Consider the following 26,690-nt stretch of genomic DNA (forward strand, 5'->3'; position numbering starts at 1 on the left):
GATCGGACGGGATCGGTCCAAATCCTGCCATTCAGATGAAATGATTGATTGCCGCATGGATGCGCAGAGCGGCAGCTCCGGACAACAGGACAGCAAGCACCAGCAGCGCTATCAGCGTTGGGCCATGCTTCCATAGGAAGCTGTTGTCAGTGGCTTGATTGCTGCCTGGCAACAACCGGTTTGACGTCATCGTCATGTCCTTGCACTCCGGCATTGGGTACGGAATAGAGGTAGTATGGGTGCCGTCAGGAATTCCATGCTGGGTTGGGCGCCGATACATCAAGAAAGTGTAAGGGAACAAATCCACGGCAACCGCATTCTGGAACATAGGTAAAAGGAGTGTTCCCGTGCCGCGTGCCAATTGGAAGGGATTCCTGAAGATTGCCGAGCTGAGCTGCCCGGTGGCCCTGTATACGGCTGCCTCCACATCGGACCGGATTGCCTTCCACACGTTGAACCGCGCAACCGGGCATCGGGTTCGTAGGCAGTATGTCGACAGCGAAACCGGAAAACCCGTGGAATCGGAGGATCAGGTCAAGGGCTACGAGATCGGCAGCGACGACTATGTCGTGCTGGAACCGGACGAAGTGGCTTCGGCTGTACCCGCCAGCGACAAGACTTTGTCGATTGAGGCATTTGTGAAATCCGATGCCTTTGACGATGTCTATCTCGACAAAACTTATTATCTGTCCCCTTCGGATGCATCCGCCAATGAGGTATTCGATCTTGTCCGCGAGGGTATGCAAACCACGCAATCAGCGGCACTCGCGCGCACGGTTTTGTTTCGGCGCATGCGCACGGTCCTGATCCGGCCGCATGGCAAGGGACTGATCGCGACGACATTGAATTTTGATTACGAAGTGCGTTCCGCCAAAGATGCCTTCAACAGCATTCCCGCGATGAAAATCAGCGGCGAAATGCTTGACCTGGCGAAACATATCATCGGGACGAAAAAAGGTACGTTCGATCCGGAACACTATGATGATCGCTACGAAGCCGCGCTTGCCGATCTGGTGAAAGCCAAAATGGAAGGCAAGACAATCAAGGCGCCAAAGCGGGCAGGCGCTGGCAATGTTGTCGATCTGATGCAGGCCCTCCGCGAGAGCGCCGGCGTGAGTGCCGGAAAGACCACCGGCGGCAAGGACAGGAAAAAGCCGGTGAAAAAACCCGCGGCGGCGCAAAAGAAAGCAAGCTGATCCATGGCCGTGTTGGAGACATACCGGCAGAAGCGTGACTTTGCCAAGACGCGGGAACCCAAGGGATCGAAGGGCAAAAAGTCCGGAAACAGCTTTGTCATCCAGAAGCACGACGCCACCCGCCTGCATTATGATTTGCGGCTGGAGATGGACGGCGTGATGAAAAGCTGGGCCGTCACACGGGGCCCCAGTCTTCTACCGGCCGAAAAACGTCTGGCCGTTCATGTGGAAGACCATCCGATCGAATACAATGCCTTTGAAGGCACCATTCCCAAGGGTGAGTATGGCGGCGGTACCGTCATCATTTGGGACAAGGGATATTGGACGCCCGTCGATGACGCCGCCACGGGTTATCAAAAAGGTCATCTCGAGTTTGAACTGCATGGCGAAAAACTCCACGGCCGCTGGCACCTCGTGCGCATGCACCGCAAGCCAAGGGAAAAGCGCGAGAATTGGCTGCTCATAAAGTCCGATGACGATGCGGCGCGGAAGGCGGGAGCACCTGACATACTGGAAGAGCGTCCGGAATCGGTCACAACCGGGCGGGTGATAGCTGACGTTGCAGGTGAAGAGCCGGGCTGGTCGTCAAAGACTGGCAAGATCACCAAGCAAAAGCGGCAGGCGGCACCCCGAAAGACCTCCACCGCGAAAGTCGATAGCGTGGAGCTGGACCCTTCGACGCTGAAGGGAGCCAAAACGGCGCCGCTGCCGCGCTTTGTCGAGCCGACGTTGGCAACGTTATCACCAAAGCCTCCGGCAGGCGACCGTTGGATCCATGAGATCAAGTTTGACGGCTACAGGCTGCAGGCGCATGTGCAGGCGGGAAAGGTCAAGTTCTTCACCCGAACCGGTCTGGACTGGACGGCGAAATTCGGCAAGGAACTCGCCGCTGCATTTCAGGGATTGCCCATGGGAAAGGGGATCATCGACGGCGAGCTCATCGTCGAAACTCCATCCGGCGCTTCCGATTTTTCTGCCTTGCAGGCGGCACTGAGCAGCGATGACAGCAGCCGGTTCCGCTTCTACGCGTTCGACCTGCTTTATCTCGATGGCTATGACCTGAAATCAGCGCCGCTGATCGAGCGAAAGCTGCTTCTGCAACAGCTTGTAGGGGCTGACGGAGGTTTGATCCGGTATAGCGACCATTTTGAAGAGGAGGGGCATCTTGTCCTGTCCCATGCCTGTCGCCTCAGTCTGGAAGGCATCGTATCCAAGCAGCGTGACGCCCACTACCGGTCCGGAAGGGGCAAGACGTGGATCAAATCCAAATGCGCGTCACGGCAGGAATTCGTCATTGGCGGCTTTACGCCATCGTCCACGTCACGCAAGGCAATCGGGTCGCTGGTTCTTGGCGTCTATGCCGGGGACAAGCTCGAGCATGTGGGCCGCGTTGGAACCGGTTTTACCACAAGTTCAGCGGAAGAGCTGTTTCATACGCTCAATGGACTTCGAGCCCAGGACAGTCCCTTTGCAGAAAAGCTGAACGCGCTCGAGAGCCGGAACATCCGGTTTGTCAGGCCAGACCGTGTTGCGGAAGTGGAGTTTCGCGGGTGGACTGCCGATGGAAGCCTGCGCCATGCCTCGTTTCGCGGCCTGCGGGAAGACAAGATAGCAACGGAAGTCGTCAGGGAAACGCGCAAAATGACTGCCACTGCCAAACAGCCGAAGAGCACTATCGCACTCACCCATCCCGATCGTATCTACTGGCCGGATACGGGTGTTACAAAGGAAGGGCTTGCCGACTATTACACGGAGGTCTGGCCCCGTATCCAGCCCTTTGTAACAGACCGGCCGCTGGCATTGTTGCGGGGGCCTTCCGGCATTGACGGGCAGTTGTTTTTCCAGAAGCATGCCTGGAAGGGCCTGAATGCGCATATCGAACTGGTCAAGGACCCGAAGGACAAGGCGGGCGAACCGCTGATCAGCATCAAGGATCTTGATGGGCTGATAGCACTGGTCCAGTCGGCCGTGCTGGAAATCCATCCATGGGGCTCCACGCTCGCCAACTGGGAACGTCCTGATATGATCATCATGGATCTTGATCCGGGACCCGATGTCGCGTGGCAGCGCGTGATTGATGCTGCGCTCGAAACGCGGGACAGGCTAAAGCAGGCCGGATTGGCGTCCTTCGTCAAGACATCAGGTGGCAAGGGGTTGCATGTGGTCGCCCCGCTCGAGCCGAAGACGCCATGGCCAACGGTCAAAGCCTTCACCAAGGCAATCGCCGATGCCATGGCATCGGATGATCCGGACCGCTATGTCGCCACAGTAACAAAGTCGAAACGGCAGGGAAAAATCCTCATCGACTATCTGCGCAATCAGAGAGGGGCGACGGCGGTTGCGCCCTATTCGACCCGGGCACGTTCCGGTGCTCCCGTTTCCATGCCGCTTGCCTGGAATGAACTCGATCTATCCATTGGTCCCGCCTATTTCACCGTCGGCAACGCCGTCACGCGTCTGGACGCACTGGCAAGTGATCCGTGGAAAGATTTCCGCAAAGCGGCACGACCATTACCCTCGGTAAAGCCCGGCGGCAAAGTGCGCTGACAGGTGATCAGCGCTTCTTTGAGCCCTTGCTTTCGGCCGCAAGACTTTTCTTCAATGCATCCATGATGTTGACGACGTTGCTTGGACGCTCCGGTTGTGCTTCCACCTTGGGGGGCTTTTTCCGCCCCTTTTTCCGCGCGCTGATAATATCCAGCAGACGCGTCTGCACCGGGTCGTCAAGCATGGACGCATCCCACGGCTTTGTACGCTCCTTGATCAGCTCCGTCATGAGATTGAGCGATTTCGCTTCCGTTTTGGCGGTCTTGATGTCCGCGAAATACTCGTCCTCAGTGCGCACCTCATCGCCATAGCGAAGGGTCCAGACGATGATGCCTTTATCTCTTGCTTCCAGCATGACCGCGCGTTCGCGGCGATAGAGAACAAGACGCGCTATACCGACCGTTTTCGTGGCGGCCATCGCATCGCGGATCACCGAGAAAGCTTCCTCGCCAACAGGATCGTCGGGCAGGAGATAATGCGGTTTGTCGTACCAGATCCATTCAATGCTATCGCGTGGAACAAAAACGTCGATGTCGATGGTTCGGGTGCTTTCCAGACCGATTGCTTGCAGCTCATCGTCTTCCAGCATGATGTATTCGTCTTCGCCTCGCTGGTAGCCCTTGACCTGTTCGTCATCCTCGACAGTCTTGCCCGAGACAGAATCGATGTACTCGCTGACCACACGATTGCCTGTTGCGCGGTTCAGCGTATGAAAGCGAACCTTTTCATTGTCGGTGGTGGCTGGCATCATCGTCACGGGACAGGTGACCAGCGACAGTTTCAGGTAGCCCTTCCAGAAGGTATGCGGTGCCATAGCGAATACTCCGTCGATCACCTGAAACGAGCGGAGTGCTGTTTCTGTTCCAATGGAGACTGCATGCCATGGCCGATGCTTCAGAGCAGGTCCCGCAATATCTCTGCCGTACGGTGCGCGCCATTGAGGTCAAGCGTGTGATGGCCCGGTTTTGGCCGTGACAGTACCCGATCGACAGCTTCACCGAGTATTTCGGCATTGAGACCGCTCTCTGGCAGGGCAACCGCCAGTCCGAGCTCTTCGAGACGTGTTGCGCGGACAGTCTGTTCCGTTTCCCCGCCAGCAGTGAAAGGCACGAGGATAGATCGGCATTGTACCCGGAGCACGTCGCAGACCGTGTTGTACCCGGCTTGTGATATGGACAATTCCGCGCCTGCGAGCAGGGACGGGAAGTCCTTGCGGAAACGCACGAGTGTCACATTGTCAGGCGTCTGGTCCGAGAGTGCCGCAAAGTCTTCATCCGGCAGGTTCGGGCCGGTGATCAGGCACCATCGACCGGCAAAGCGGGAGGTCCGTGCTGCTTCAACAGCGGAACGGACAAGATCAAGGCCGACAGCACCGCCGCCAGCCGAAACAACAATCTCGAAAGCATCCGCAGGGGGTGCCGGCACGGGTGCAGCGACCAAACCGGTGTAAATGATCTTGTCGGCAATGTCGGCGGCAAGCGGAAATGTTTCGGGTAGCGTAACGAAATCCGGGTCGCCATGGACAAGCACGTGGTCGAAATGCGCCTTGATCAGCGCTACGGTTTCCGCGTCCCGTCCGGGTTTCGTGCGTTCCTGCAGGATATCACGCACCGATGTCAGCAGCTTTGGTCGCGGGGATGCGGTGGCGATGGCATCAAGCAGGGGCAGCAGCTCAAAGCGCATTTGCCGTCGGCCGAAAGGAAAGGCTTCGACGATAACAATGTCGGGCCGTGCCGCATGAAATGCTTGCAGCAACAGGTCACGGCGGTGGTGGAGGAAGCCCTCGTCGACCGGATTGCCGCGTTCATCCGCGAGACCCGAAAAGCCGGCATTGTTTGCCACGACGGCCGGGAGGGCGACGGATTTTACGTCAGGGCCGGGAAAACCCGGGACAGCCAACCCGCCGGTGACGACGGTCACGTCAAATCCGTCCGCAGCCAAAGCCGAGGCAATGCGGCTGGCGCGGGCGAGGTGACCGATGCCGAGAAGGTGCTGGACGTAAAAGAAGACACGCGGTGCCGTCATTGGGTCTTCTGCCACTCCGTTTCGAACAGGTGCGTCAGTTGTCTGATGCTGGAATTGTGATCGAAGTGTTCGCGTACCCGCCGCTCGGCGGCATTGCCCAGCCGATGGCGCAGTTCCGGTTCGCGAATGGCAATCGCCAACGCGTTGGCAAGGGATTGCGGATCTTCCGGCGGAACGACGAAACCATTCTCCCCGTCCGTGAGCAGTTCCGGCACGCCGGATATGTCAGTGGAAATGCAGACGAGATTCTGGCTTGAAGCCTCCACCAGAACGTTCGGCAGGCCATCGCGATCGCCATCGGCTGCAATCCGGCATGCCAACGCGAAAATATCGGCGCTGCGGTAGTGCTCCAATACCTCTTCCTGCGCGAGGGCACCTTTCCAGGTGATGCGATCACCAATGCCAAGCTCCTGCGCCAGAGGCTTCAGTTTTGCCAGCTGATCACCACCGCCAATATGGATGAACCGCCAGTTGAGGGTGGCGGGCAGCGAAGCGAGCGCATGCAGCAGGATATCGTAACCCTTCTTTTCCACGGCCCGGCCGACACTCAAAATCTGCACGGGATCAGCCGGATCGGATCCGGTGCGGCTGGATCGCGTCGTGGTGAAGTGGCCGAACCGCGCCAGATCGAGGCCATGATAGCTCAGATGAACCTGTTCCTTGCGGTCGGTCAGCTCGCGCATATGCTCGAAGCCGCTACGCGTGCAGGTGACACTCCAGCGCGCTTCCGCCAGCTTTTCCGTCAGTTCCCAGTCCGGCGAGGTCCAGATGTCCTTGGCATGGGCCGAACAGGTCCACGGCACCCCCGTCATGATGCTCGCATAGGCAGTCACCGAGGCAGGCGTGTGAATGAAATGCGCATGCAGCCACTCACCGGCATCCGGCCATTCATGGGCGAGGACGAGCGCTTGTCCAAGCCGGCGGAATCTGTTGCGTGTGAGATCACGGCGCAGATCGGCCCAGAAGCGTTTCAGCAGTGGTTTGAAGCCCGGCTTCGACCAGCCCGCGAAAAACGCCCGTAGCACCCGCAGGGGCTCGTCATGCAGATATTCCGGCAGATAGACGACCCGGGCCTTGATCTCGTCGTGGATGGGATGCCGCTTCTTATCCGTCGGTTTGCGCATGGAAATGAGCGTCAAATCGAACCCGGCGCGCTCCAGGCCGAGCAGTTCCTGCGCAATAAAGGTCTCCGACAGGCGCGGATAACCCTTCAGCACCACAAGTGTTTTACGGCGTATGGACAAGGCGGTCTCTTTATTCGGCAACGGCCAACGGCTGCTGCTGCTGGCGTTCATCCAGCCAGTCGCCGACAATCTTGGAGATGTGGACAAGGCCCTCCAGACGCATCCCTTCGCCTTTGCCACTCTTGGAGGGCGGCGCACGATCCGGCAGGCGCTTCAGTGCTTCGGCAAGACGCAGGGGATCTTCCGCCTCTTCCGGCAGGAGCATATCGACAAGACCAAGCTCGGATGCGCGCTGCGCCCGGATCAACTGCTCTTCACGCGGCTGAATGCGCGGGACGATCAGCGCAGGCTTATCGAAGGACAGAATCTCGCAATAGGTGTTGTAGCCGCCCATGGCCACAACTGCCTTGGCACCGGCAATCAGCTCTTCCATGCGGTTGTCGAATTCAATGACCTCGATATAGGGGATTTTTCCGCCCTTTTTTACCAGCTTTGCCCGTTGCTTGGCGGGCATGTAGGGGCCGAGCACGATGAAGGCCTTGTGCGTCAGCGTCGGGTCCTGCTGATACGCATGGATGACATTGTGCACCAGATCGGCACCGTCGCCACCACCGCCGGTCGTCACCAGTATGTAGTCTCCTTCAGGAACATGCACCGATGCCTTGTCGTGTGACAGGCTGCGCTGCAGAAAGCCGACAAATTCCATCTTGTCGCGTACGCCGGCCGGTACATCGAGGTCCACCAGCGGATCGTAGAAATCTGGTGGGCCATAGACCCACACATTGTCGTAATACTGGTCGATCTTCTGCATCACGTTGGCTTTTTTCCACTCAGCTTCGAGCAGATGTGGTGCATCCATGACTTCGCGCAGACCAAGAACGAGCGTGGTGCCGCGTGACTTGAGATAGGCCAGCGTTTCCTCGACCTCACCCTTCAGGCCCATCGGTTCCTTGTCGACGATGAAAATATCCGGTTGAAAGGTTTCCGCAGTATGCCGAATGATCGACTGGCGCATTTTCAGTGTTTCATGCAGATCGATGTGGCGGGCAAGCGATGTGTACTCGCCGTTGCGCAGTTTGATCACGCTGGGAACTTTCACGAAATCAACCCGCGCGCGATAATCAAATGCCCCGGCGATGGTGGCGCCGGAGATGATCAGAATATTCAGGCCGCGATAATCCTCGACGAGCGAGTGGGCGATGGTCCTGCAGCGGCGCAAATGGCCGAGGCCAAAAGTATCGTGGCTATACATCAGGATCCGAGCATCTTCAAAACGCCGCATCATGGTCAAAACCTCTTGGAGACGAATTGCTGCAGCAGCTTCAACTGCACAGCACATTCGGGACGGCTGGGAGAATGCAAATTCATTGGTCTGTCAACTTCCCACTTATCTGTAGGGGTCGGCGGCATCGCGCAACCCATCTCCCAGAAAATTGAACGCCAAAATAACAAGAATGACCGGAATCATCGGAAATAGCAGCCATGGATAGAATGCGATCACGCTGACACTGCGGGCTTCAGTCAAAAGAATTCCCCAACTGGTGATCGGCGGGCGGAGACCGAGGCCGAGAAAGCTCAGAGCGGTCTCACCGAGAATCATGCCCGGAATGGATATGGTTGCCGTAGCGATCAGATGTGACATGAAGCCCGGAACCAGGTGACGGCCGATAATACGTCCGCTTTTTGCTCCCATCAACTGGGCTGCGAGAACATAATCTTCCTCGCGCAGAGCAAGAATCTTGGACCGTACGGCTCGCGCAAGGCCCGTCCAGTCGAGCATGCCGAGGATGAGGGTAATACCGAAATAGATGAGAATCGGGCTCCACGTCACAGGCATGATGGCGGCCAGAGCCATCCATAGGGGCAGACTAGGCAGCGATTGCAACACCTCGATGACGCGCTGGACGAGCAGGTCAAACCAACCGCCATGATATCCGGCAAGTCCGCCGATGATGATGCCGAGGACGAAACTGATAGTGATACCGATCAAACCGATGGTCAGCGAAATGCGCGCACCGTAGATGATGCGGGAGAGCACGTCTCGGCCCAGCCGGTCGGTTCCCAAAAGGAACATCTGCCCATCCTTGGCCGGGCAGACCAGATGAACATTTGTCGCCACCGCGCCCCAGAAACGGTAATCATCGCCGCGGCAGAAGAAGCGCAGCGGTTGCACATCGTTCTTGTTGTCGGTGTATACGCGTTTCAGCGATTCCATATCCAGTTTCATTTCACGACCATAGACATATGGTCCAATTAACTTTCCGTCATGAAACAGCCGCACCCGCTGTGGCGGGGCGTGGATGAAATCAACATTTCGTGTGTGCAGGTTATAGGGTGCCAGAAACTCGGCAATGAGAATCATACCGTAGAGCAGGAGCAGGAAAATTCCGGATGCGAGGGCAAGCCGGTGGCGCTTGAATTTCCACCACATCAGCCGCGCTTGCGAGGCAAGATGGACCTTGGCCTGTGCATCGGTCATGACCTCGATCGACATCGGATCGAATGGTGCCGTCGAGACATAGTGCTGCAGGGGAGCGCCGGGTAGGGGAAGCTGTGTCGTCACTTCGTGCTCCTGCCCTGCAAGCGGATGCGTGGATCAAGAAAGGCCAGCGCGATATCGGATATGAGCACGCCGATGACCGTGAGGAATGCAAGAAACATAAGGAACGAGCCGGCGAGATACATATCCTGACTTTGCAATGCCTTGATCAGCATCGGGCCCGTTGTCTCCAACGAAAGTACAATAGCGGTGATCTCCGCACCTGATATAATCGAAGGCAAGATTGAACCGATATCGGCGACAAAAAAGTTCAAGGCCATACGCAGCGGATATTTGACCAGAGTGCGAAAGGGATGCAGTCCCTTGGCTCTTGCCGTCATCACATATTGCTTCTGCAACTCATCGAGCAGATTGGCGCGCAACCGCCGGATCATGCCCGCCGTACCAGCAGTGCCGACAATGATGACCGGAATCCACAGATGGGCGAGGATGGACCGTGCTTTTTCCCAGCTCATGGGCTCACTGAGATATTTCTGATCCATCAGATGACCGATGGACGTGCCGAACCAGATATTGGCGAAATACATCAGGATCAACGCGAGCATGAAGTTGGGAATGGCAATGCCCAGCAGACCGAACAGGGTCAGGCCATAATCACTCCAGCTGTACTGGTGCGTTGCCGAATACATGCCAATGGGGAAAGCCAGGATCCACGTCACGAGAATAGTGACGAAGGAGACCAGCACGGTCAGCCACAGCCTGTCACCGACAACATCGCTGACAGGCAGCTGATATTCGAACGAATAACCGAAGTCCCCTTGCAGCATGCCGCCAAGCCAGTGGAAATAGCGCAGAACCGGAGGCTGATCGAAGCCGTACTGATGGCGGAGCTCTTCGATCTCCTGAAGGTTGACGGTCTCTCCCTGAGCCTGCAGTTCGGCGATCTGGCTTTCAAAGAAATTCCCGGGCGGCAACTCGATGATGACAAACACCAGCGCCGAAATGATCAGCAGCGTCGGGATCATTGCCGCGATGCGCCATAGGATATACCGCAACATATTACTGCCCTCCGTTCAGCCAGAAGGTGTCAGGCATGTAGATTCCGAGATAACAGGTGGGATCGAATCCATAGAGACCTTTGTCAGGTACATTCTGCAAGCGTGACGAGCGCAGGATGGGTTGAAGCGTTCCGTTGACCAGACCGATGGAAAACACCTGCGCGGTATAGATCGCCAGCATCTTGTGCCAGATTTCCGTTCGTTCCGGCATATGCGCGGACTTCTGCCATTGGCCCAGAAGCTCCGTCAATTGCACCGCTTCGGGCAAGTCGGGCGCTGTTCCCTGCTTTCCGGCGGAAAGATAATGCATGCCCCAAAGCGGCCATTGTAACTGATCGTCCATCGTTGGAGCCAACTGGCCCGGATTCATGTCCGCCGTCGCCACACCATTGTCCATGCCGTACCAGATCGACATCATGATGCGTCCTCCCATGGCGCGGCTGCGGAAGATATCGCGCTGCGACGTGCGGGTGAACAAGGCGATGCCAAGCTTGCGCCAATGATCCGTCACAAGTTCAAGCACATCCGTATCAAGCGTGCTTTCGCCGGGCGTTTCGATGGTGATTTCGGCGGGACGGCCATCAGGTAGAATACGTACCCCGTCATCATTGCGGTTCTGCAGGCCCATCTCGTCGAGAAGAGCATTGGCCTGCTCCGGATCATAGTCGATCCAGGCGTTGGCGTATTCCGGTTTGTAAAGCGGGCTCTCGGGGAGGAGCGTGTCGGCGCTGGGAGTGCCGAGCCCGTAAAACACCGCCATGTTGATTTCGTGCCGGTCGGTGCCGAGCGAGAGCGCCCGGCGAAAACGCACATCGCGAAACAGCGCCCGCCAGCCATCATCACCGCAATTCAGGTTGGGCAATATGGCAACGCGCGAACCACGGGTCATCTTCCAGAGATCGACCTTCACCGGATAGCGTTTTTCCGCGTCCTTCAGGAAGGTGTAATCGGCAAAATCGATGCCGGTTGCCTGCAGGTCGCTTTCCCCCGCACCCGACTTGGCCGGTATGATCGACGAAGAGCTGATGTTCAGGATAAAGCGGTCGATATAGGGCAGTTGCCGGCCATTCTCGTCAACACGATGAAAGAACGGATTGCGCTCGAAAACGAACTGCTCCGCTGGCGGCGTCGTGGTGTTTTTCCAGGGATCGAATGTCGGCAGCTCCGGATTTTCCGGACGGTACTGCCGCGCCATCTTGATGTGAAGGTCGGCCCATTTCTTGACCCGGTTTTCCTTCATCAAGGCTTGAAGCCTGAACTTGTCCTGATAGTCCTGATGGAATTTCTTCAGATAGACGGATGGTCCAACAAGGACCAGAGGTTGCGGAGCCGCCAGACTGGGAAGGAAATCCGGATTGGGGGCATCCCAGGAATAACGCACTGTCAGCGCATCGACGACCTCAAAGCGGGGCAGGTTGCCATTGACGCGCAGAATCAGGGAGCCGCCGCCAGGCGTCAAATCCTTGTTCAGGAGAACGTCGTTCCACCAGTAGCTGAAATCATCAACAGTCAGTGCTGAACCGTCAGACCACTTGTGACCATCGCGAAGCGTGAACGTAAAAACGGTATCGTTTTCCGATTGGAAAGATTCCAGCACATCCGGTTGCAGAACGAGGTGTTCATCATAACCCACCAGCCGGGCATAGCCGTAGATGGTCATGAACCGGATATCTTTCTGGCTGCCGATAATGGTGCGCACCGTACCACCATACTGCCCGGGCATACGGCCCATTTCTTTCAGGTTGATGATCCTCGGCCGCTTCGGCAGACGCTGGGCGAGGGGAGGCAGGCTTGTCGCGCGCAACCGGTCTGCCAGAAATTCCGGCTCGCGATCGTGATCAGCGGCCCTGACCGTGACCGGAACCATTGCAGAGGCGAGTGCGCCCAAAACAGTTCGCCGCGTTACCAAGAGCGTAGTTCCCGAATGTCGACATTGCGTCGTGCCAGCACCAGATGTCCATTGCCCAGGTCGGCTGGAGAAAGCGTGTCTTCTTCTTCGCCGCCGGAGAACTTCGGGCCCCAAAGGCGCTGGTCCGAGGCGCCGCTGGCCTTGAGCGTCTTGAAATCGAGGGGGCGGTCGAGATCCGGGAAAGGCACTGCTGCCAGAAGGGCCTTCGTGTAGGGATGAACCGGGTCGCGCAGGATGATTTCGCGCGGAGCAATTTCGACAATTCGGCCGGCGCACATCACCGCGATACGATCTGCCATGTAGTCGACAACGGCAAGATTGTGGGAAATGAACAGGTAGGTCAAACCAAGTTCCTTCTGCAAGTCCTTGAGAAGGTTGAGAATCTGCGCCTGAACCGAAACGTCGAGCGCCGAGACGGGCTCGTCGCAGATCAGCAATTGCGGTCCGAGCGCCAGCGCGCGCGCAATACCGATGCGCTGCCGCTGCCCGCCGGAGAAACTGTGCGGATAGCGGTTGAGATACCGCTGGTCGAGGCCGATAGCCTGCATCAGTGCACGCACTTTCTCCAGCCGGTATGCCCTGTCGCCGCGTCCATGAATTTCCAGCGGTTCACTGAGAATATTCTGTACCGTCATACGCGGTGACAGCGAAGAAACCGGGTCCTGGAATACCATCTGGATCTTGGTCCGCAGTTCCATAAGTTTGGATCCCTGTGCGGCCAGAACGTCCAGTTTGCCCTTGCCGTCGTCAAACGTGACGGAACCGCTGTCCGGGGTAATCGCCCGCATCAGAATCTTGCTGACGGTGGTTTTCCCCGAGCCGCTCTCGCCGACAAGGCCGAGGCATTCGCCACGCCGGATATCGAAGCTGACACCGTCGACGGCGCGGATGCGGGTGTGATCCTGTTTGCCAAAAAGGCCTGATTTGCGGATGCCATAGGTTTTTACAAGATTTCGTACGGACAAAAGGACTTCGGGAGCCGTCTCCTCGTGCTTTTTCTTGCCCCACAATGCACCCGAGTTAACCGGCACTTCGCGCAGTGCCTTCAGGCGCTCGCCCGGCTTCATGTCAAAATGCGGTATAGCCGCCATCAAGCCCTTGAGATAGGGGTGCTGCGGATTGCGGAAAATCGTGTCGACCGGGCCGGCTTCCATAATCTCGCCGTGGTAGATGACGACGACCTCATCGGCCATGTTGGCGACAACACCCAGATCGTGGGTGATCAGCAGCATGGCCATATTGAGCTTGTGCTGGAGGTTGCGCAGTAATTCCAGGATTTGCGCTTGAATGGTCACGTCGAGCGCCGTTGTCGGTTCGTCGGCGATCAGCAGGGCAGGACGGCAGATAAGGGCCATGGCGATCATCGCGCGTTGCCGCATGCCGCCTGACAACTCAAACGGGTACATGTCATAGGTGCGTTTGGGGTTGGAAAACCCGACAAGGCCAAGCATTTCCTCGGTCTGCGTGCGGCGTTCGGATTTGGTTGCCTGCGTATGGATTGCCAGGACTTCGCTGATCTGATTGCCGACCGTGTGGAGCGGCGACAGCGAGGTCATGGGCTCCTGGAATATCTTGGCCATGCGGCTGCCGCGCAGGGCTCTTATATCGGGCCCATCGCGTTCCAGCTGCAGAATATCTGTAGTTTTTCCATCTATGGGATCGGTGAACAGGATTTTTCCCGTCACAGCGGCGGTATTGGGCAGAATACCCATAACCGATTGGCTGATAACGGATTTTCCCGACCCGGACTCACCAACCAGCGCCGTCACCTTCCCCGGAAGGATGCGCAGGTTCGCGCCCTTGACGACATGCATACGCCCACCCAGCATCGAAAACGAAATGCCGAGATTCTCGATTCGCAACAGATCAGACCCCGACGTCATGCCAGTTTTTTATTCCCCAAAGCGTTTTTATTGTCGCCCATTAGGGGTCAGACTATCGCACGATATAGAGTGAGTCTAGCTAGGTCACACGCGGATGACACCGAGTTACCGCCTGAGGGGATTCTGTTGCAACCGGACACTTGGCGTATCGGTATTGGGCGTTTTCCAACCAATACGGCCGGAAAATGCCCTAGAGGACCGGGCAGAATTGCGCATCCATTACATCTTCGCATCGGGGCGACCGGCGGAAATCATCGTAATAGAGCGCCCATTCCTTGTCATCGGCAGCGCGATAGGGGCCAAATTTGAAGTACTGATTCTTGCCAAGTCCCTTGTCAGCGTGGCCGATATGGCCCTTGATCGTCACGATCCATTTGTTGTTGGCAAAAATTTCGACATGGCCCGAACCGTCCGGTCCGGGCTTGGTATAGATGGCGAAGTCGATCCAGCCGGAACCGGGCGTCGGCAGTCTGTTGCCGCGATCGGTTATCTCAATGGCATTGGTGCAGGTGTTGAACTGCTTTCCATCCTGCGGTGTCCAGGTTGAGTCTGTCGCAACAAGCGCGCGCATCTGGTTGGTGTCCGGGCGCAACCAGACCGGAGTCTGACCGTCGCCGCACGCTTTGACGGTGCTTGTGCCTTTCGCCTTTGGAGGGGCGATGTAGTTGGTTTCTATCGTGGCAAACAGTTTGCCCTGGTTGAGGCGCAGCGCGAGAAAGGGACTGAAATCCCCGACCGCCTTGGGGCCGATCTCGCGTTTCCATTGGGCAATCAGATAGCGGTGGTCGTCACTGGGTATCGGATCGGCAAATTTAACGGCAAAACCGTACCAGACACCCTGATTATAGGGCACGCGCTTTTCGGTCTTTTCCCAGATCTCCGCCCGTTCGCTGCAATTGTGCTTTGTCCCCGGGCACAAGGGTTTGACGCTGAGCTTGAGTGCCCCGGCTCCGGTCCGCGTCACCTCTGATTGAAATTCAACCGTTCCTGCACTCTGTTCGAAATTCTTCCGGTAATAGAGCCCGCCTGTCGGAGAAAAATCCTTGCCATCGAAGCCATCAATGAGCACGTCGCTCCTTGGCTCGGCGCCCGCATGGGATGAAAGATTCACGCTCGCAGCCAGGGCAGCCATCAGGACGGTCTTTCGCTTCATTGCATGAATTTCTCCAGAAGGGGCCTCTGATCCTGAATTTTCGCATCCCGGTGCAGGAGCATGACCTGCTCTGCTTCGGACAGGCCATCATAGGCAACTTCGTCGAAAGCGTCTTCCGGCGCAACTGTAACGGATTGCTTCGGCAGAAGAACAGTAACTTTTTGTCCGACGCCCCGCAGTTTCTCTTCACCCAGCGTGGTCCATTCACCGCCACAATAGGTAGCAAACGCCTGGCTGGCGACGACTTCACGCGAATATTTCTTGGTCAGGCCCTGCAGCCGCTGAACCTCGTTAACCGCCGAGCCGAAGGCGGAAAAGGTCAGCCTGTCTTTCAGGCCGACATTGCCGAACATAACGTTGCCCACATGCAGGCCTATGCCGTAGCGAATGTCGCTGAGGCCGTCTTTGCGCCGTTCGCGATTAAGCTCGGCCACACGCGCCTGTGCCTTGAATACGGCTGACAGAGCGGCCTGACAGGCCACTTTTGATGGGTCTTTGTGCCGGCCGCAGGGGTAGACCGCAAGAAAACCATCGCCCATGAAGCTCAGGATTTCACCGCCACCACGATTGAACGGCGCTGCAATCGCGTCGAAGAAATGGTTCAATGTGTCAATATAAGCTTGGCGGCCTTCCTTTTCGGCAAGCATGGTCGACTGGCGCATGTCGCCCATGACAAGCGCGGCGCGGATTGTTTCGCCATCTCCGCGACGGATCTGGCCGTTAAGGACGCGCTTGCCGGCATTGCCGCCGAGATACGTTGACAGCATGTTGTCGGCAAGTTTGCCGAGAACAGCCATCTTGGCAGCAACGGCGAGGTGGTTTTGCAGTTTCAGGAGAGCGCCGATCATGCTTTCGCTGAAACCCGCACTGCTGTCTGTCGACCAGGAACCCATCATGCCCTGTGTCGACTCGCCGCTGAATGGCTGAACAAAGGCGAGATAGTCCGTCACGCCCTCTTTTCGCAGCTCTTCAAAAATCGGAAATTCGTTTGGACCATCGGTGTCGATGCGGCGGCGGACATGCTCGAGATTGTTGCACAGAAGATAGTAATAGGGGCTCAGCAGAAAGCGTTCAGGCTTTTCCCCCGGCGTATGCCTGTAACCTTCAACCACAAGGCCGCTTGAACGCTGCCATGTAAAGCCAAGCGCATCATACAGCGGGTGCAGCATGGAGAATGTCAGGTGGACGCGTGCAATGGGCAGACCCGCAGCCGCGATACGTTCACAAAACCCGCGCACGATTGTCTCAAGATTTTCACCGGCGAGGGAAGAGCGTGTGAGCCAGTCAGCGACTTTATCGAGAAGTATGGCGGATACGTCAGTTTGCGTGCTCATCACTCGTCCTTGTTCTTGCGGATCACGCACCAGATCAAGACATCGTTCCGCGATCGACCGGGCACAAGAAAATCATACCCAAAACAAGCAGATACGGAGACAGGATGGGCGAACCGGAGAGTGGTGTCAACGCTGACAGCAGGGGCGCCAGCCTGTGTTGCCTCTCCGGTATGGCTCAAGCGGATGACTGGGCGGATGGTCCTCTGTCGATTTTCGTTTTCGTTCTTTTGCTGAAATGGGAATGTCATGGATCTGAAACAATAGCGAACGGCAGGATAATGCACGTTGTCGGCAGGTCTCCTGACAGGCTCCTGTCAGGATGGGGCTCTCTCGGAATTTTGGTCTCATCAACTGTTTGTGAGGGGTGCGGTAGAGGGGCTCTTGCTTGACAGCAGTGCCCGGAGCAGCCATCTAAACCGGGACGAATTCCGGGCCTTCGTGCGCCCTCAATCGCACCCGTTTCGCGCGGTGTGCCCGCAAAGAAGAGATCGCCTTGGCCATTTCCTCCTCCCCGTTCCAGGACCTTTCCAGCAAGATCGACGTGCGTACCGCCCATGCGGGCGTCATCGGGCTCGGCTATGTGGGGCTGCCACTGGCCATAACCCTTGCCCGCAGCGGATTTTCCGTAACGGGATTTGATATCGATCCGAAGAAAATTGTCGCCCTCGACGCGGGCCGGTCCTATATCGAGGCGGTCACTGACGCTGCGCTTATGGCGGAGATGTCGAAGGACAGGTTCCGTTCCACGAATGATTTCACACAACTCGCCCAATGTGATGTGATTGTCATCTGCGTACCGACGCCGTTGACAAAGCACCGCGATCCCGATCTGTCTTTCGTCGAGGCAACCTGCCGCTCGATCGCCTTGACACTCCGGCCGGGCCAGCTGGTCGTGCTTGAATCGACGACCTATCCCGGCACAACCGATGATGTGGTCAAGACCATTCTTGAAAAGACCGGCCTGAAATCCGGCAAAGATTTCTTCCTCGGATTTTCGCCGGAGCGTGAAGATCCCGGTAATCGCGATTTCCAGACATCGACGATACCGAAAATCGTTGCAGGTGACGGCGAAGAAGCCAGCCAATTGATGCAGGCTTTCTATGGCGCAGCGGTCAAGACCGTCGTCCCGGTTTCATCCAATGCAACGGCTGAGGCGGTCAAACTGACCGAGAATATTTTCCGGGCCGTGAACATCGCGCTCGTCAATGAGCTGAAGACTGTCTACGCGGCGATGGGGATCGATATCTGGGAAGTTATCGAAGCGGCGAAGACCAAGCCTTTTGGCTATATGCCTTTCTACCCCGGTCCGGGGTTGGGCGGGCACTGCATCCCGATTGATCCTTTCTACCTCACGTGGAAATCGCGTGAGTATGAGTTGCCCACCCGCTTCATCGAACTTGCTGGAGAGATCAACTCGGCCATGCCGCGTTATGTGGTCGGCAAGCTTGCCGAAGCGCTCGATATCAGGCTGGGCAAGGCGCTGAGCCGCTCACGCGTTCTGGTTCTCGGGCTTGCCTACAAGAAGAATGTGCCTGACATCCGCGAAAGCCCGTCGCTCCGCCTGATTGAGATCATCGAGGAACGCGGCGGCAGGGCGGATTACCATGATCCGTTTGTCGGCGAGATACCCTCAACCCGCGAGTACATGGCGCTGAAAGGCCGAGCGTCTGTGCCTCTGGATGAGAAAACGGTGAAATCCTACGATGCTATACTGGTGTCCACTGATCATGATGGTGTTGACTATGCCTCACTGGCCAAATGGTCGCCCTTGATTGTCGATACGCGCAACATTTTCACCAAGCTTGGCCTCGCCGCGGAGCACATCGTCAAATCATAGAGCGCTGGCCGCCGGGGGCATATCAAACCCCGGTCAGAAACAGGCATTTGCGAGATCAGGACAATTTGGCCTTGAGATTGCTTGCCGCCATGGCATAGCCGCCGGATGCTCCGTCAATGAAATGCATGTGATTGCGCGACATGGGCGTTGGAACGAAACAGGTCATCAAAGCCGTATCCTGCCTGTGCAGACCATAGCGGGCAATCCCGGCCTTCGCGGCTTTTTCCAGCAGGGTCTCGATGCGCTGCAATCTGCCTGCGTCAATATCGATCGTCATTTTCAGGCCATCGTCAAACTTGCGAAAATCCGAGTTCTGCGCCACGTCGCGCTTGTACTGTTTAGGATCAAAATTGCCGGCTTGCAGGCCCAGCCTGTCCAGCGCAACGGTCAGGGCGATTTGAGCCAGAATCGCAATCTTGCGCAGGAAGCGCTTGCCTTTGGGGGCAGAGGCGCGCGCCTCGGTTTCAAGACCGCTCGTGTTGAATGAAATGGGCGGTCCTTCCGCCGGCAGCGGGTGAGAGCCGCGATTCTGTTCCGCAGCAATGGCGATAATTTGCGCTACAAGATCCTGAAACGGCGCAGTGGCCCCGGCATCGCCCGGAACGGCGATAATCGACAGGATTTCACCGTTACGAGCCTGAATGGGATTCCACCGGCAGGAAAGGCCAGTCAGGTCCGGGCGCACTCCTGACGGCGCAGCTTCAATAGAATATTTGCCGGCTTTCATTTGGGCTTCGGCCCAACTGCTGCCGCCACCGGTAAACATGGCATAGAAGACATCCGGACTGGCGCTGAATCGCGCCACCCGCACCTCAAGACCCTGAGCCTTGATGTCGCTCATGGGCACAAGCGCTGCACGCAACGTCAGTTGCAGATCATCCTGCACCCAGGCCTGAACCGAGGCGAGTGCTTCGCGCGCCTGTGCGGTGGCCGACGCGGGAATTGCGACCAGTGCGCCATCGCCGCCAAAAACGAAGGGATAATCCCGCCTGCCAAGTGCGTTCAGCAGGGCGGAAATCACGCTGGCTCCCGCCATGTTCACCGCCTTGTAGTGCCCGGCTTCAATGGCTTTCGTTGATCCGACAATATCGGCTACCGCCAGCATCCAGTCGCCGGGGAGCGGCCGGTAATTGTTCGCATCCGCCACGCCTTCGAACTCGACGAAGACAGGAAGTGTGTCAAAAAAACTGTCGTTTGAGGTTGCAGCCATGAAAGGCAATTAGCACATTGCACGGAAACAGGCGACGGGTCAGCGCGGACGGCACAAAAGAAGGAGCGTTTGACTGGTCGAACATTTTCCTGAATCCGCATCAGATGCGGTATGGGGCGTGCTCGCAGAGGTTGTGTTTGTGCAGGTGCGCTTCAGAGCGACTCACTCTTATGACCGGTTCTTGAGGTAAAATGCCCGAAAATTTGAATAGAGTTACGCCAAGAATGATGTTTCGTTCAGCGTTTGGTGCAACTGTTACTGACAATCACAGATTGCAGGCAGATTTGTATCTAGGTGAACAACCAAAAATTGTTTTTTTGCAGCAAATATGTGAAAAAGTGCAAATACAATTGTTCATCGTCTTGTCTGCCTGCGGGTCTCGTGCGAGCATGAACACGCTATTTAATTCACTGAAATTAAAAGCTATCTGAAATCCACAAGACTACCGTTGCGGAAGCCCGCAGTTTGCAGGCGAAGAGGAATGACTTGTATCCGATGTTGCTCGAACTGACGCATTTCCCCGATTTCCAGAAGGGTCTGTTCAAGGATGCGGTAGCTTCCGACACGCTGGCAATGCTGCGCGAAGTCAAGCAGCAGACAGACTGCCGCTATGTAGCTCATGTGGGTCATCCCGAGCCTCGGCCGGGCAGTGACGTGGTCGATGAGAATGTGTCGCTGCTCATGACCTATCCGGTCAGCTGGATGTTACGCTACCTTGCCAAGGACTATTACAAGATTGATCCGGTGATGCAGGGCATGAATCTGTTTCCGCCCCGTGCTGATGCACCCGGAACGATCCGTAATCTGAGTGCCGACACAACACTTTCTCTCACCGTGAAGCGTTATCTCAAGGACGGCGAGCGGCGCGGTCTCGGCAATCTGCATTTGGCAATCTGCGCGACGAATGCTTTTGGCTTCCGCGGGATCACGCTCCTGAGCTTCGATGTCGCGGAGGGAGATCAAAGCGAATTTATCGACCACAGGCGCAAGCTTTTGTCGGTGGCATCGGCACGCATTCACAATGCGCTGCATGGCACGCGCAATCCGGCGCTGGCCGCGATCGTTGCCAACCTTCTGACAAAGCGTGAGATTGATTGCCTTTTCTGGGCTGCGAATGGCAAAACCGATGGCGAGATCGGCGAAATTCTCAACATCGCGCGCTGGACAGTGGTCACCTATCTGCAGAATGCCAAGAACAAGCTCGGCTGTTCCAACAGAACGTCGACCGTTGCAACTGCTCTTGCACTTGGAGTGATCGACATACCTACGGTTGCCAAGGCCTATTTGTAGAAAAGGCTCTAGGCCTGCGCTGAGGCTGACAATTGCGGCAGGCGCGCGTTTTCGAAAGCCTGAGCCAGCAATGCCGTATTCTCTGCGGGCGTATGGCCCGTTTCGGCAAAGCGCACATGGTGCAGGTCAATTTCGGTACTTTCAGAAGACAGCGTCAGCCGGAAATAGGCGTTAACCCCCATATTGCTGAATTCCAGGTCGAGCATGACTTTGGGCGGTGTGTTCCAGTCCAGCGCATACTCGCCGCCGAGACCGAACGTCAACGTTTCCGGATAGAATGTCAGCTCCGTCGCGGAATTGACGATATCCGCAATGTTGCCGAACAATTCACATCGTACAAAGGCAATATAGTCAGCAACATCGACAAGACGAAGATCCTGAATGACCTCCGTCAGATGGCTTGAAATGATATCGACCCGGGCAACCGAATATTGAGTTCTCTTCATCTGCTGCTTATCCGATTGGAAACAGTTTTATTATTTACGTCGTACATTAACGAATTGGATCAGTTCTGCCACTGCTTTGTAGAATTCTGGGGCGATGGCGTTGTTAACTTGAACTTGCTTATACAGTGCGCGTGCCAGTGCCACGTTTTCGAAAACCGGTATATCATTCGTCTCCGCGATCTCCCTGATCTTGAGGGCAATCAGGTCCTGCCCCTTGGCGACCACAATAGGTGCTGGATCTTTCGCCGGACTGTAGCGGAGAGCAACGGAGAAGTGTGTCGGATTTGCGACGATCAGCGTGGCGGTCGGGACCGAGGCAATCATACGCTGGCGCGCCCTGTCGCGGCCAAGCGAGCGTAGTCTTGCCTTCAGCAGGGGGTCCCCTTCCGCCTGCTTGTATTCGTCCTTGATTTCCTGCTTGGTCATACGCAGTTCACTGCGCCAGTGAATGCGGGCCCAGGCAAGGTCGAACGCTGCAAGTGCCGTTACGGCAATCGTCACCGATGCCAGAAGCCGGGTAATGTTGTTGCGGATCAGTTCGGGCAGCTGACTGGGCTCGGTGATGATCGTATCGACGAAGAAATGACTGCTGCGGAAGAACATCATGAAAACGATGATGCTGGCGGCTGCGAACTTGAAGACTGATTTCAGAAACTCTACCCGTCCGGTCGATCCGAAAATACGCGACCAGCCCTTGGCAATGGATACGCGCGAGAACTGAGGCTGAATACGGTCAAACACCACGCGCGGCGCATTTTGCAGGACCGACGCGAGAATACCCGCCGTGGGGATGATGATGAAAACGGGGAGCAATGCCGCGCCGACAGCCATGCCGACGATACCAAACAACTGCCGGGCGTCCTGCGCGCTGTTCAGGCGCCATTCCTCCGGCTTGTCGAGAAGCGCCGAGAGAAATGCGACCAGCTTTGATCCGCTCGGGACGGCAACGAACACCATGATGACGAGAAATGCCACGATGGAGGCGAGAATGGGAGCTTCACGCGAAACGGGAAGATTGCCCTTTTCGACGGCATCACTGATTTTCTTCTCAGTTGCCTCTTCGGTTTTGCTCTCTTTGTCAGCATCGTCTGACATGCTCTAGTGGTCCGATTCTGACATTTGCAACCCTTTGATACGAGCCAGTTTGGCCAATGTCAGAATCAGAGGACCACCAGCAAGTGTGACGTTCTGGTGGAACCTTCAATGTGGCATTCGCTTGTTCCGCGTGATGCCGAGTGGGACGCGAATGTCAAATTCGTTCCACTAGCAGCATCCGCCGATCATGCTTCAGTTTCTTGCGGCTCGAGTTTGATATCGCCGCGTTCGGCCAGGGCAATTGCCGTGCGGGCAATGGAGCGGCGTGCTTCCGTCACCGTATTGGCGTTGATGTTCGTCTGGCTCGACAATTCAGTCTCAACCATGCGGCGGCCACGGGTCGACAGGGACTGGAGGATGAGCTCCTGCAGGCGCGGCTCGCAGCCGTGCAATGCGGAGGTGACCACATCGGTCTGGATTTCATCGAACAGGATGAGGCGCGCCCGCTGCGATATGCGCACGATATCCTCGAAAGTGAAGAGCTTGGCCTTGATCTTGGCAAGATCTTCGGCGCCGAGTTCGGTAAGGCCGGCGAGCAACTCGTCGATCTCCGATTTTTCCAGCTGGTTGATGATATTGGCAACCGTTCCGTGGTGGCTCTTTTCCGAGCCTGCATTGTCCTTGCCGGTGATCTCGCGCTGCAGGATCCCTTCCAGCATCGCAATTGTCGACGGGCCGACCTTGCGGATATGCAGTGTGCGCTGGATGATTGCACCGCGCTCCTGCGGCGCAAAGCTGATCAGCAGGCGAGCGGCAATGTCGGATGGCAGGCGTGAAATAACATAGGCTGTCACCTGCGGGTGCTGCGTCGTCAGATAGGTCTGGAGCACGTCGAGCGAAATGCGCGGAAGGATATCCCATACGGATTCCTGTGTCAGCAATTCCGGGCGGCGGTTCTCGATGACGGCGCTGGCTTCTTCGGCCGACAGGGTCTCGCGCAGCAAGCCCTCGAAGCGCATTCCGGCTTCGGAAACGGGGGCTCCATCGGCAAAAGCGTTCTCGAATTCCTTGACCAGCTCTTCGAAGTCACCGGGTGTAATCGGCTCGAGCTTGCGCGCATGCCCGGCAAGTGAACGCAGATCATCGGCATTGAAATGTTTGAGAAGCCGCGATGCGGAAGGCCGTCCGATTGCCACAAGCAATGCTGCCACCTTCTCCGGGCCGCTGAGGTCCTGGATGGCGTTTTCACCTTGAGGTGTTTCTTGATCGCTCATGCGGTCTGGCTTCTCGTGTTTTTAAGGGTATGCGAAAGAAGTGTGTTCTAGTTGCCGCTGCCGATCACTTCGGTCAGGCTGACACCAAAGCGTGACGAGTCATCTTCAAGGACGATCACTTCACCGCGGGCAATCACCCGGCCGTTGACGACGATATCAACCGGGTCGCCGATCTGTTTATCGAGCGTCACTACCGCACCCCGGCCAAGCTTCATCAGGTTGGCGACCGGCATTGAAGTGCTGCCGAGAACAACCTGCACGTCAACAGGAATGCCCATGATGAGATCGATATTGGGCTTTGATCCCGCAGGTTTGCGGCTGGGCTGGGACTCGTCGCGCTTGAGATCTTCGATTGCCTCGTTGAGCTCGTCTTCGATGGAATTCTTGTCGGAAATGGCCATGGGATGAATCCGGTTCAAACTGGGTTAGAGGACGATGTTCGCCACATCAGCGCTGCGAACGATGCGATTGACGAAAACGGGCAGGACTTTTGCCGGCGTGGACGGCTCGCTGCGCGCGGGCGCTGCGGCCGGTACACCCGCGGCAGGCTGTGCAAAAGGCACGGAAGCGGTCACCCGCTGGCCGGCATCGGTCGCCGGGAAAGGATGCACATTGTTCTTGAATTCGTTCTTGGCCCGCTCGACCAAATGAATGGTGCGGGTCATTTCGGAACGGGCACGATCGGAATCCTTCAGCGTGGCTTCAAGACGCACACTTTCGTCACGACAGGTCTCGCGCTCGTTTTGCAGGAAGAGCAGCGCCTGTTCGAGGCTTCTGGCGGAACCTGCCACCTGCTGTGCCATGGCGTGGCTCATGGCTGTCAGCCGGTTGGCTTTGCGCAAGGCGACGAAGAAGACCGCAAGTCCTGTTGCTATCAGGGCAAGAGAAATGAGATTAGCCAGCAGCAAGCTCATCGAGCAGGTCCTCCTCTTCATTGATCGGGTCGGTAATACGTACGGTGAAAGCGGTTCCGGTCTTGCCGAGGCGGCACTTGTAGAGCGCCTGTTTGCCACTGCGCAGCCGCACCTGATTGATCGCATCCTTCGGCAGCTGCAGCACCTGGCCCGGTTTCAACAGGGCAATCTGCTCCAGTGTCATGGAGCCCTGCTGAATGAAGGCTTCGATGTCGATATGGGCGCGGCTGACCTCGAGGCGCAGCTTCTTCGCCCAGGTCGGATCAGAGTGATGTGCCGGCTGCTGCAACATCCGTGCAATCGCATCCTGCATCGGGCGGAAGCTCGACCGAGGCATCATGATGATGATCTGACCGCCGTGGCCGCCGACCTTCAGAAGCATGGTGCAGCAGATCATTCGCGTATCGTTGACGGAAGCAGCGGCAAAATGTGCGGCCTCCGTCAGTTCGGCGATCTGGAACAGGCCTTCGCCACCACCTGAGAACATGTGATCCAGCGAGGAGGTCACATCCGAGAATATCTGCCGGGCCACACCCAGATCGACGGATGTCATCGGCCGGTGTGGCGGGTTTTCCTGGCTTGCGCCGGAGCCGAAAAGTGCATCAATGCCGCAGTCGACAAAGGCGCGATCGGCGGCGAGCAGCAGTCTTGATCCCCATTTGACGACCTGCACCGTTCCAATAAGCCCGGAACGCAGCAACGTGCTTGAAATGGCGTCCTTCTCGATGGATTCCATGCGGACGAATTCCGTTGAAATGGCCACATCGGTCTGGCTGGCTATCTTGCCGGCAAAGGTCGTTGCGAGGTCGCGAAAGACGGTCTCGAGCGATTTGAGATCATCCACCGACATACCGGCAGCCCGCAGGATGCTTTCTGCCAGTACATCAGGTCTTTTCTGTTCTGCCTCGACATCCATTTTTCAGCCTATGCCGCCTGCTGCATCGGGACGGTCGAAATCGTTTCCTGCTCGACCACATCGATGGATGGGCGATCATAGGCCGAAATCGTTTTGCGGCCATACTCGAGAGCGATCTGTGGCAGGGCGCCGTTCATGTAGGCAAGCAGTGTCTGCTTGACGATCATATAGAGACGGTTCTGCTTTTCGCGCGTCGTCTTGATCTTGGTGGCAATCGGGCCGACCACGCCATAGGAAAGAAAGATACCGGCAAAGGTGCCGACCAGTGCAGCACCGATCAGGTGGCCCAGCACCTCCGGAGATTCATTCAGGGCGCCCATGGCCTTGATGACACCGAGCACGGCGGCAACGATGCCGAGCGCCGGCAGACCTTCGGAAATGGCCACCATGGCATGATATGGCTTGAGCTTGTCGCGGGAGATCGTATGGATTTCCTCGTCCATCAGAGCTTCGATCTCATGGGAACGTGCGTTGCCGATGATGATCAGGCGGCAATAGTCGCAAATGAACTGGGTAAGATCGTGGTTCTTGAGCACGCTTGGGAATGCCTGAAAAATCAGCGAATCGTTCGGATTGTCGATGTGGACTTCCACCTCGTTGCGCGACTTGGCGCGCAGCTCGCGCATCAATGCATAGAGCACGCCCAGCACATCGAGGTAGTCGCGTTGTTTGGGAACCTTGTTGGTGAAGGCTTCCATGCAGGCACGGCCCGTATCCTTGACCGCTGAAAAAGGATTGGCGACGAGGAAGGTGCCAAGTGCGGAGCCGCCGATAATGACGAACTCCCAAGGCTGCATGAGGACGCTGACGTGCCCGCCCATGGCAATGAAGCCGCCAAGGAGACACCCCATCGTTACAACAAGTCCAACAAGGATACCCAATGCACTCTCCTGCAAATATTGCCAGCAATGGAGCACTATCAAGTGCGGCTTGCGTGAACCTTGCAGGCACAGACAGGGTCATGACCGGGCGATAACGG

Annotated in this window: 23 protein-coding genes; 4 read left to right on the forward strand and 19 right to left on the reverse strand. The window is 56.9% G+C overall.

Annotation, left to right across the window (positions count from 1 at the left end; translation table 11 throughout):
* Positions 1–31: 31 nt before the first annotated feature.
* Positions 32–196, reverse strand: coding sequence for a hypothetical protein (locus tag FHW16_RS16945; RefSeq protein ID WP_182550409.1), 165 nt, complete (start codon positions 194–196; stop codon positions 32–34).
* 151 nt (positions 197–347) lie between these two features.
* On the opposite strand from FHW16_RS16945, the gene FHW16_RS16950 reads away from it, so the two are divergent.
* Both FHW16_RS16950 and ligD read left to right on the forward strand, forming a co-directional pair.
* Positions 348–1,196, forward strand: coding sequence for a Ku protein (locus FHW16_RS16950; protein WP_182550410.1), 849 nt, complete (start codon positions 348–350; stop codon positions 1,194–1,196).
* Between the two features lie 3 nt (positions 1,197–1,199).
* Positions 1,200–3,743, forward strand: coding sequence for a DNA ligase D (gene ligD / locus FHW16_RS16955; protein ID WP_182550411.1), 2,544 nt, complete (start codon positions 1,200–1,202; stop codon positions 3,741–3,743).
* 7 nt (positions 3,744–3,750) lie between these two features.
* On the opposite strand, the gene FHW16_RS16960 is transcribed toward ligD, so the two are convergent.
* From FHW16_RS16960 to FHW16_RS17005, 10 genes are all read right to left on the reverse strand, one after another.
* Positions 3,751–4,557 (reverse strand): Ku protein, encoded by an 807-nt coding sequence (locus FHW16_RS16960; RefSeq protein ID WP_182550412.1) that lies wholly within the window; start codon positions 4,555–4,557, stop codon positions 3,751–3,753.
* Positions 4,558–4,637: 80 nt separating this feature from the next.
* Positions 4,638–5,768: a glycosyltransferase family protein gene (locus FHW16_RS16965; RefSeq protein WP_182550413.1), complete on the reverse strand. Its 1,131-nt coding sequence runs from the start codon at positions 5,766–5,768 to the stop codon at positions 4,638–4,640.
* A complete protein-coding gene (locus FHW16_RS16970) occupies positions 5,765–7,012 on the reverse strand; it encodes a glycosyltransferase family 4 protein (protein WP_182550414.1) in 1,248 nt (415 codons plus the stop codon). The genes FHW16_RS16965 and FHW16_RS16970 overlap by 4 nt, the downstream gene beginning before the upstream one ends.
* Before the next feature lie 10 nt (positions 7,013–7,022).
* Positions 7,023–8,237 (reverse strand): glycosyltransferase family protein, encoded by a 1,215-nt coding sequence (locus FHW16_RS16975; protein WP_182550415.1) that lies wholly within the window; start codon positions 8,235–8,237, stop codon positions 7,023–7,025.
* A gap of 102 nt (positions 8,238–8,339) precedes the next feature.
* On the reverse strand, positions 8,340–9,515 hold the full coding sequence (locus FHW16_RS16980; RefSeq protein WP_182550416.1) for an ABC transporter permease subunit: 1,176 nt from the start codon (positions 9,513–9,515) through the stop codon (positions 8,340–8,342).
* Positions 9,512–10,510 carry an ABC transporter permease gene (locus FHW16_RS16985; RefSeq protein ID WP_182550417.1) on the reverse strand — a complete coding sequence of 333 codons (999 nt, stop codon included), beginning with the start codon at positions 10,508–10,510 and terminating at the stop codon, positions 9,512–9,514. The genes FHW16_RS16980 and FHW16_RS16985 overlap by 4 nt, the downstream gene beginning before the upstream one ends.
* A gap of 1 nt (position 10,511) precedes the next feature.
* Positions 10,512–12,419: an ABC transporter substrate-binding protein gene (locus FHW16_RS16990; protein ID WP_432652042.1), complete on the reverse strand. Its 1,908-nt coding sequence runs from the start codon at positions 12,417–12,419 to the stop codon at positions 10,512–10,514.
* Positions 12,413–14,302, reverse strand: a complete 1,890-nt coding sequence (locus tag FHW16_RS16995) for an ABC transporter ATP-binding protein (RefSeq protein WP_182550418.1) — start codon at positions 14,300–14,302, stop codon at positions 12,413–12,415. Before FHW16_RS16995 ends, FHW16_RS16990 begins: the two co-directional genes overlap by 7 nt.
* A 190-nt stretch (positions 14,303–14,492) precedes the next feature.
* Positions 14,493–15,455: a polysaccharide lyase gene (locus FHW16_RS17000; protein ID WP_182550419.1), complete on the reverse strand. Its 963-nt coding sequence runs from the start codon at positions 15,453–15,455 to the stop codon at positions 14,493–14,495.
* Positions 15,452–16,789 (reverse strand): adenylate/guanylate cyclase domain-containing protein, encoded by a 1,338-nt coding sequence (locus FHW16_RS17005; RefSeq protein ID WP_182550420.1) that lies wholly within the window; start codon positions 16,787–16,789, stop codon positions 15,452–15,454. Before FHW16_RS17005 ends, FHW16_RS17000 begins: the two co-directional genes overlap by 4 nt.
* Before the next feature lie 499 nt (positions 16,790–17,288).
* Between FHW16_RS17005 and FHW16_RS17010 the strand changes: the two genes are divergently transcribed.
* Positions 17,289–18,626 (forward strand): nucleotide sugar dehydrogenase, encoded by a 1,338-nt coding sequence (locus FHW16_RS17010; RefSeq protein WP_182550553.1) that lies wholly within the window; start codon positions 17,289–17,291, stop codon positions 18,624–18,626.
* A gap of 55 nt (positions 18,627–18,681) precedes the next feature.
* Here FHW16_RS17010 and FHW16_RS17015 read toward each other — a convergent pair whose 3' ends face one another.
* Positions 18,682–19,836: a DUF3095 domain-containing protein gene (locus FHW16_RS17015; RefSeq protein ID WP_182550421.1), complete on the reverse strand. Its 1,155-nt coding sequence runs from the start codon at positions 19,834–19,836 to the stop codon at positions 18,682–18,684.
* 495 nt (positions 19,837–20,331) lie between these two features.
* Here FHW16_RS17015 and FHW16_RS17020 point away from each other — a divergent pair, with 495 nt between their 5' ends.
* Positions 20,332–21,126: a helix-turn-helix transcriptional regulator gene (locus tag FHW16_RS17020; protein ID WP_246711825.1), complete on the forward strand. Its 795-nt coding sequence runs from the start codon at positions 20,332–20,334 to the stop codon at positions 21,124–21,126.
* An 8-nt stretch (positions 21,127–21,134) separates the two neighbouring features.
* Here the strand turns inward: FHW16_RS17020 and FHW16_RS17025 are convergent, their stop codons facing one another.
* From FHW16_RS17025 to motA, 7 genes are all read right to left on the reverse strand, one after another.
* Positions 21,135–21,572, reverse strand: a complete 438-nt coding sequence (locus tag FHW16_RS17025) for a hypothetical protein (protein WP_182550423.1) — start codon at positions 21,570–21,572, stop codon at positions 21,135–21,137.
* Between the two features lie 30 nt (positions 21,573–21,602).
* Entirely contained in the window at positions 21,603–22,667 is a 1,065-nt protein-coding gene (gene flhB / locus FHW16_RS17030; RefSeq protein ID WP_182550424.1) for a flagellar biosynthesis protein FlhB, read from the reverse strand.
* A 185-nt stretch (positions 22,668–22,852) separates the two neighbouring features.
* Positions 22,853–23,881, reverse strand: a complete 1,029-nt coding sequence (locus FHW16_RS17035) for a flagellar motor switch protein FliG (protein WP_182550425.1) — start codon at positions 23,879–23,881, stop codon at positions 22,853–22,855.
* Positions 23,882–23,928: 47 nt separating this feature from the next.
* Positions 23,929–24,282: a flagellar motor switch protein FliN gene (gene fliN, locus FHW16_RS17040; protein ID WP_182550426.1), complete on the reverse strand. Its 354-nt coding sequence runs from the start codon at positions 24,280–24,282 to the stop codon at positions 23,929–23,931.
* Between the two features lie 24 nt (positions 24,283–24,306).
* Positions 24,307–24,795 (reverse strand): BAB2_0123 family type IV secretion system effector, encoded by a 489-nt coding sequence (locus FHW16_RS17045; protein ID WP_182550427.1) that lies wholly within the window; start codon positions 24,793–24,795, stop codon positions 24,307–24,309.
* Entirely contained in the window at positions 24,776–25,711 is a 936-nt protein-coding gene (locus FHW16_RS17050; protein WP_182550428.1) for a FliM/FliN family flagellar motor switch protein, read from the reverse strand. Before FHW16_RS17050 ends, FHW16_RS17045 begins: the two co-directional genes overlap by 20 nt.
* A gap of 8 nt (positions 25,712–25,719) precedes the next feature.
* Positions 25,720–26,592, reverse strand: coding sequence for a flagellar motor stator protein MotA (gene motA / locus FHW16_RS17055; RefSeq protein WP_182550429.1), 873 nt, complete (start codon positions 26,590–26,592; stop codon positions 25,720–25,722).
* Between the last annotated feature and the right edge of the window lie 98 nt (positions 26,593–26,690).

Origin of the sequence: Phyllobacterium myrsinacearum (genome assembly GCF_014138285.1) — a bacterium.
Classification (GTDB): domain Bacteria; phylum Pseudomonadota; class Alphaproteobacteria; order Rhizobiales; family Rhizobiaceae; genus Phyllobacterium; species Phyllobacterium myrsinacearum_A.

Bases quoted from the DNA above. Each gene is read 5' to 3' on its own strand.
- FHW16_RS16945 (WP_182550409.1), bottom strand. From the start codon at position 196: ATGACGATGACGTCAAACCGGTTGTTGCCAGGCAGCAATCAAGCCACT.
- ligD (WP_182550411.1), top strand. From the start codon at position 1,200: ATGGCCGTGTTGGAGACATACCGGCAGAAGCGTGACTTTGCCAAGACG.
- FHW16_RS16960 (WP_182550412.1), bottom strand. From the start codon at position 4,557: ATGGCACCGCATACCTTCTGGAAGGGCTACCTGAAACTGTCGCTGGTC.
- FHW16_RS16965 (WP_182550413.1), bottom strand. From the start codon at position 5,768: ATGACGGCACCGCGTGTCTTCTTTTACGTCCAGCACCTTCTCGGCATC.
- FHW16_RS16975 (WP_182550415.1), bottom strand. From the start codon at position 8,237: ATGATGCGGCGTTTTGAAGATGCTCGGATCCTGATGTATAGCCACGAT.
- FHW16_RS16985 (WP_182550417.1), bottom strand. From the start codon at position 10,510: ATGTTGCGGTATATCCTATGGCGCATCGCGGCAATGATCCCGACGCTG.
- FHW16_RS16995 (WP_182550418.1), bottom strand. From the start codon at position 14,302: ATGACGTCGGGGTCTGATCTGTTGCGAATCGAGAATCTCGGCATTTCG.
- FHW16_RS17000 (WP_182550419.1), bottom strand. From the start codon at position 15,455: ATGAAGCGAAAGACCGTCCTGATGGCTGCCCTGGCTGCGAGCGTGAAT.
- FHW16_RS17005 (WP_182550420.1), bottom strand. From the start codon at position 16,789: ATGAGCACGCAAACTGACGTATCCGCCATACTTCTCGATAAAGTCGCT.
- FHW16_RS17015 (WP_182550421.1), bottom strand. From the start codon at position 19,836: ATGGCTGCAACCTCAAACGACAGTTTTTTTGACACACTTCCTGTCTTC.
- FHW16_RS17020 (WP_246711825.1), top strand. From the start codon at position 20,332: ATGTTGCTCGAACTGACGCATTTCCCCGATTTCCAGAAGGGTCTGTTC.
- FHW16_RS17025 (WP_182550423.1), bottom strand. From the start codon at position 21,572: ATGAAGAGAACTCAATATTCGGTTGCCCGGGTCGATATCATTTCAAGC.
- flhB (WP_182550424.1), bottom strand. From the start codon at position 22,667: ATGTCAGACGATGCTGACAAAGAGAGCAAAACCGAAGAGGCAACTGAG.
- FHW16_RS17035 (WP_182550425.1), bottom strand. From the start codon at position 23,881: ATGAGCGATCAAGAAACACCTCAAGGTGAAAACGCCATCCAGGACCTC.
- fliN (WP_182550426.1), bottom strand. From the start codon at position 24,282: ATGGCCATTTCCGACAAGAATTCCATCGAAGACGAGCTCAACGAGGCA.
- FHW16_RS17045 (WP_182550427.1), bottom strand. From the start codon at position 24,795: ATGAGCTTGCTGCTGGCTAATCTCATTTCTCTTGCCCTGATAGCAACA.
- FHW16_RS17050 (WP_182550428.1), bottom strand. From the start codon at position 25,711: ATGGATGTCGAGGCAGAACAGAAAAGACCTGATGTACTGGCAGAAAGC.